This window comes from Roseburia porci, assembly GCF_009695765.1.
Classification (GTDB): domain Bacteria; phylum Bacillota; class Clostridia; order Lachnospirales; family Lachnospiraceae; genus Roseburia; species Roseburia porci.
On the sequence record NZ_VUNI01000041.1, the window covers coordinates 1 to 6,271 of the forward strand.

4 protein-coding genes and 1 pseudogene are annotated in these 6,271 nt (G+C 38.8%); all 5 read left to right on the top strand.

What is annotated here, in order from left to right; all coding sequences use genetic code 11:
- A partial coding sequence (locus FYJ75_RS14045; RefSeq protein WP_408638938.1) for a VirB4 family type IV secretion system protein occupies positions 1 to 668 on the top strand: 668 nt, incomplete at its 5' end.
- 436 nt (positions 669 to 1,104) lie between these two features.
- Positions 1,105 to 3,246 carry a sensor domain-containing diguanylate cyclase gene (locus FYJ75_RS14050; RefSeq protein WP_154431035.1) on the top strand — a complete coding sequence of 714 codons (2,142 nt, stop codon included), beginning with the start codon at positions 1,105 to 1,107 and terminating at the stop codon, positions 3,244 to 3,246.
- 187 nt (positions 3,247 to 3,433) lie between these two features.
- Entirely contained in the window at positions 3,434 to 5,326 is a 1,893-nt protein-coding gene (locus tag FYJ75_RS14055; RefSeq protein ID WP_154431037.1) for a C40 family peptidase, read from the top strand.
- A 50-nt stretch (positions 5,327 to 5,376) separates the two neighbouring features.
- A pseudogene (locus tag FYJ75_RS14060) lies at positions 5,377 to 5,781 on the top strand (hypothetical protein); the annotation flags it as partial.
- 56 nt (positions 5,782 to 5,837) lie between these two features.
- Entirely contained in the window at positions 5,838 to 6,185 is a 348-nt protein-coding gene (locus FYJ75_RS14065; protein WP_268878609.1) for an MATE family efflux transporter, read from the top strand.
- The last annotated feature ends 86 nt before the right edge of the window (positions 6,186 to 6,271 follow it).

A 6,271-nucleotide genomic window follows, 5' to 3' on the forward strand; every position in this document is an offset into this window, starting at 1 on the left:
GTGATTTTTACGATATTCTCATGGCACAGCCGGAGGACGAGGCAAAAGACATTGCATTGTCTTTGGAACTTTTTGTAAATGGTTCGCTTAACATCTTCAACCACCAGACAAATGTGGATGTGGATAATAGATTTACAGTCTATGGCATCAGGGACTTAGGTACAGAGCTTAGTCCTATCACAATGCTTGTTATGATGGAGTCCATTCAGAACAGGATTGTTGAGAATGGTAAGCGAGGCAAGGCAACATGGCTCTATATTGATGAGTTCCATGTCCTGCTTAATTCGGAGTATTCTGCAAAATATCTGCAGCAGCTCTGGAAGAAGGTAAGAAAGCAGGGAGGTCTTTGTACCGGTATCACGCAGAATGTCGTCGATCTGTTGCAGAATTACACAGCAACCACAATGCTTGCAAACTCAGAGTTTGTGGCACTTTTAAAGCAGGCGAATACAGACAGTTCCAAGATGGCAGAGGTTATCGGAGTATCAGAGGCACAGCTTAGATTTGTAACCAATACCGCATCGGGAATGGGACTTATCAAGTGTGGCTCGGTGGTGATTCCGTTTGATAATCAGATCAGTAAGGATACAGATTTGTACAGGCTGTATAATACCAACATTCATGAGAAGATTGCGGAACAGAAGAAAAAAGAAGCAATGCTGCAGTGATAACAGATGAATTTTTATAGAATCTATAGTATAATCAAGAGGTCGGATGAATATCCGACCTTGATGATAATAAATTAGATATTCCCTATTTTTAAGAAAAAAGCATATAAGATTCGATATGAAAAATAAATAAGGAAGCAGTTCTAAAATGTATCATTTGTACCGGAGAACATGTGGCTGGATTTTAAGATATGCATATCGTACACTTTGACGAGAATATGTTGATTGGGGATGCATTTATGGAAATGTATGGTGTGGAAGCAATTTCCAAGGAATATTTGTAATTATTAGGGAAAAGAAAATTTGAATTTGCAGAATTGATAAATTTACCTTTCGAAGAAAAAACAGTAATCTTGTATAAGAAGAAAAAACAAGCATTATCCATCAATTCAAATATAAGGTAAAAAAGAGTATCAACCGACGAGGAGAAAAATAGATGAATATTACAAGTCTTGAAATTGCACAGGCAACAATGGATATGTTCTTTTGTTTGTTCTGTCTAATAATGTTTGTTTCAATTAAAGCAAATAATCCAAAACAGAAGAGTATGAGGATGTTCGTTCGATTATTTCTTATTGCTACAGTTCTGTTTTTTGGAGAGTCTTTGGCATATATTTTTAGAGGTAACCTTGGTTCTTTTAATATTTTAGTAACTAGAATTGCTAATCTTATGGTATTTGCTATGAACATAGCAATGGCAAATACCTATGTTAGGTATGTTAGTTCTGTTTTTGTTGAAAAAGGTGCTGAAGTAAGTGGCAATAGTGTTAAAATTGCCAATATCTTTTCGTGCATTAATATTTTCATTGTTGTGGTTAATTTGTTTTATCCATGGATGTATTATTTCGATGAGGCAAATTATTATCACAGGAATAATTCCTGGTATGTATATACACTAATATCACTTGTCGTCATATTTATAGGAGCAGGTATGGCGATTAAGTATAGAAAGTATTTGGAAAAACGAAGCTTCATTTCAATGATGCTGTTTTCGTTTATTCCAATAATTGCAACAGTTGTACAGTCCTTTATTTATGGATTTTCTATAACCAATTTAGGACTGGGAATAGGTTCATTCGTAATGTTTGCTGCATATATGTATGATTGGTCTCATAATGGGGATGAACATACGAATATGATTAATGACAGCAGATTTGATGCTGTTATTATGTTTATCATAATGCTGCTTAGCATGAGTGTTTCCATCATAGCATGTGTGAATGCGATTCAGCAGGTAACTAAGGAAAACTCTGAAATACAGAGCAGAACAATTGCGCAGATGGTTTCAGCAAAGATTGAGAATGAATTTATTAAGCCAATTACTGTTTCTCAGACGATTAGCAGTGATATTGATATAAGAACCTATATAGAGGGGAAAACCAGAGAAGAGGCGGATGGTGTCAAAGACGATATAACTAATCGTCTGGTATCCATTGGTAATGAATTTGATTATAAAATGGTATTTGTTGTTTCGGATAAAACAAGAGCATATTATACATATAATGGAATAAGTAGGTATCTTGATGTTGAAAATGACAGCCATGATATATGGTATAAGGATTACTTGGATTCAGGGAAAAGATATATAGTTAATGTTGATACTGATGAAGATAATAACGGGAATCTTTCGGTGTTTATTAATTACGGTATTATTGACACGAATGGAGACATTTTGGGAGCATGTGGTGTCGGAGTTGATATGAATGACCTTGTAGACATACTTGCCAGGTTCGAGGAAGAGTACAATATCAAAGTATATTTAGTTAATCATGATGGACTTATACAGGTTGATACGGATGTAAGTTCTATAGAAACAGGCTACTTGGATAATTCATATTTTGACAATATATCAGATGATGATTTTTATTATCAGTTATCGGAGAATGGCTGTTATATGACCAAGTATCTCGAAGGATTTGATTGGTATATAGTAATAAGAGATAATAATCCTGTTAAATTGGATGTAAATAAAATTATACTTCCAATTGTTTTAATCTTTATTGCAGGCGTATTAATAATGGCAACTTCATTTGTTATTATTAGTATGAGAGAGAAGAAGGCAAAGGATGCATACAACAGAAGATATGAAGCATCTATAAAGGACGAGCTTACAGGCTTATATAATAGACGAGGGTTTGAAGTTGACTGTGAAATAATCAAGAAAAATAATAACTTAATAGAATACGTTCTTATTATGATGGATTTGAACGGTTTAAAAGCAGTTAATGATAATATTGGTCATGAAGCAGGGGATGAGTTAATTATTGGCGCTTCGAAGTGTATGGATAATGCATTCTCAGGTCTTGGAAGGACGTATCGTGTAGGTGGCGATGAGTTTGTTGCATTACTGAGAGGAACGAGAGAAGAAGCACAGGATGCAGTTAAGACATTTGATTATTTAACTGAAAACTTCCAGGGAAATCTTATTTCTGAACTTAGTGTGTCTAAGGGAGTAGTTGTTTGTTCAGAGCATATAGAACTTAATTTTGAAGAAATTAAGGCAATGGCTGATAAGTTGATGTATGCAGATAAGGATGAATATTATAGACGAACAGGAAAAGATAGAAGACGAGTTTGATTTATAAATTGATATTTAATCTATGTAAAGAACCCAACAACTTCCAGTTTCATGTTTCTTTAAATAATTGAATATTGAATGATTTTACATAGCCGTTAAGGAGTAATTTTTGCTCCCTAGCGGCTTATTTTATTTTTCAAAGTAGGAGGTGAGAAAATTGAAAATTAGAAAGGTTGATGACAAACCGATGGTCATTCACACCAAGGAGAAAGCCAAGATTCATGCCCACGAACCAAAGGGAGCCAAGATTAAAGGCAGCAACATCTATACAGTAGAGAGAGGTCCTAAGACTATCGGTGCAAAGGTATCTGATGATAAAAAGAAGTCCTATCGCAAGAGTACCATTCATCAGTCGGAGCCGAAGAATAAGGGACTATCAAGATTTAAGCGAAACCTTAAAGAATCCAACACTTCCATCAAGATCAAGAACACGAATCTTCACATTGCAGGAAGAACTGGAGCACTTGCAGCCGGGGCAGTAACAGAGCAGGTGGAAGGCGGTGAGGAGGTATCGCAGGCAGCATATCTTGCATATGAAGCAAGCCGCCCTGTTACCGGAACTGCTTCTAAGGGTGCAGCACTTTTCAGGAAAAAGGCGGCAGTCGAGGCAAAGAAGCGAATCAAGAAGGTAGAGGCAGGAAAGAAGCTGGCAAAAAAGACAGCAAAGAAAGCTACCAAAGATACTGCTAAGGCGGTAGCTAAAGAGACAGCAAAAGAAACAGCCAAGACAACTGCCAAGGTTGCAACAAAAACTGCGACAAAGGCAGCTGCTACGGCGGCAGGAACAGCGGTTGCACCGGGAGTTGGTACTGCAATCGGCATGGCAGCCGGATATGCTGCAGGTGTGTCCATAGAGGTCAAGGATGAAAAGATGACCAACCGGAGCAGGAAGATAAAGTACTTTCTGGATAAGATGAAAGCACAGGAGAATCAGACGGATAGCGTGGCAAAGCTGGTAAAGGATCTGATTGTGCGAAAAGCGATTACCTGGGTAAAGGCAGCTGTACCGATTATAGGATTGGTGCTTTTATTACTTGTTCTTGTAGTTGCCATGATTGCGGTTCCGGTTATAGCGGTGATAGCAATCCTTTACAATTCTCCATTTGCTTTATTCCTGCCACCACTTGAATCAGGAGATACCGTGCAGACAGTAACGAGTGCTTATGTGCAGGAGTTTAACCGGGATGTGAACACGAAAGTGAATGAGCATACCGGATATGACCTTGGAGAGCTTGTATATGTGGACTATGAAGGTATGGAAGAAAATCCAAGCAATTACTATGACATCATGGCAGTCTATATGGTCAAGCATGGCGTCGGAGATACTGCAACAGTCATGAATGACACTTCAAAAGGCTGGCTGCAGGCAGTAGTAAATGATATGTGTTCATACACCACAAGCACCGGAACAAAGGATGTGGAAGAAACAGATGCAGACGGCAATGTGACTACTGTCACGAAGTCTGTTCTGTATGTGAATGTAACGCTGAAATCGTACAGGGATATGATTTCAGTCTATGGGTTTAACTCTGATCATGTGGAAATGCTTGAGCAGATCATGAGTCCGGAGTTTATGGGACAGCTTGGATATGCCGGAAGCGGAAGTGGAGGTGGAGGCGGCAGTCCGGGAGTAAGCTCCATGACTGAGGATGAAATCAATGCCATCCTAAACGAAATTACAGACAGCAGGCAGAAAACAGTCTGCTCCTATGTACTACACAGAGTTGGTTTTCCTTATAGTCAGGATTTAAGAGACAGCGGTAACTATTATGACTGCAGCTCCTTAGCCTATTATTCGTGGAAGGATGCAGGTGTGGATATTAGTTACGGCGGTGCAACTACAGCGGCAGCGGAGGCACAGGGACTGGATGAAGCCGGAAAGACAGTCTCCTTTGATGAGTTACAGCCGGGAGACCTAATCTTTTATAGTTTTACAAGCAATGGAAGATATAAGAACATCAGCCATGTGGCAGTATATGTCGGAAATGGCAAAGTGGTAGAGGCACTTAATGAAAGTCTTGGTGTGGTATACCGGGATGTGGCAAGCACAGGAAAGATTGTTGTGATAGGAAGACCATAACAGGAAATTTGCAGAGAGGGCATAGTCCCTCTCTGAGACTGGAGGTAAGAATGGATTTAAAAGATATGATACTGGTAACAGAAAACGACATGGGAACAGAGACAAATATGCTGATGACTCTGGATGATTATAAGAGTTTTATAGCAGTTGATGACATGTCAGAGCTTGCAGAAAATTTGTTGCAGCTTGGAAGGACACTTGGTGAAGCAGATAACTTCACAGAGTATTACAGGGCAGCAAATGTAACTGTATCTGCGAGATTCTGTCTGGATGATATTCAGTTGGGACACTTTCTTCAGGGATTTTATAACGATTCCAAAGAATTTCGGTTTGATAAAGAAGCCAGTTCTTATGAATGTGTTGCAAAGCTTAAGGAGATTGGAATGACCGATAAGGGTTGGGTAGATGATTTTAACCTGCATTATGAAATGGAGAACCGCTCATTTGAAAGGGGAGGAGGACAAAGGTATGGGCGTTGATATGAAGGTCAAAGCGATATACGATTCTGAGATTGGTAATGATTGTTGGAGCAGTGTTGTTCCCGGAACAGATTTTATCATTGTTTACCAGTGATAAAACAGTTATTGCCAGTTGTGGAGGCTATTTGCTGCTGATTGGTATAAATCTGTTCTCGAAATCCGGAAATATTATTATCGGAAATGCCATTCGTGGAAGCGGAAATACAAAGTGGATGTTGTTTACTCAGATTTTTGGAACGATTTGGATCGTGGGTGTAGCATCAGTCTTGGTATTTGTTTGTAGATTGGGAATCTTAGGAGTGTTTCTGGCAGTTCTGTTGGATGAAGGTGTCAGGGCACTAAACTGTACCCCTTGTCAAGGACATTTTGAATTAGTGTAGTGCCTATTTTTTAGACACCTACACAAAGATGATATCCCTGATTTTGGACATTCCATCGTTGGGGTATCCAAAGAAGTGGGCACATG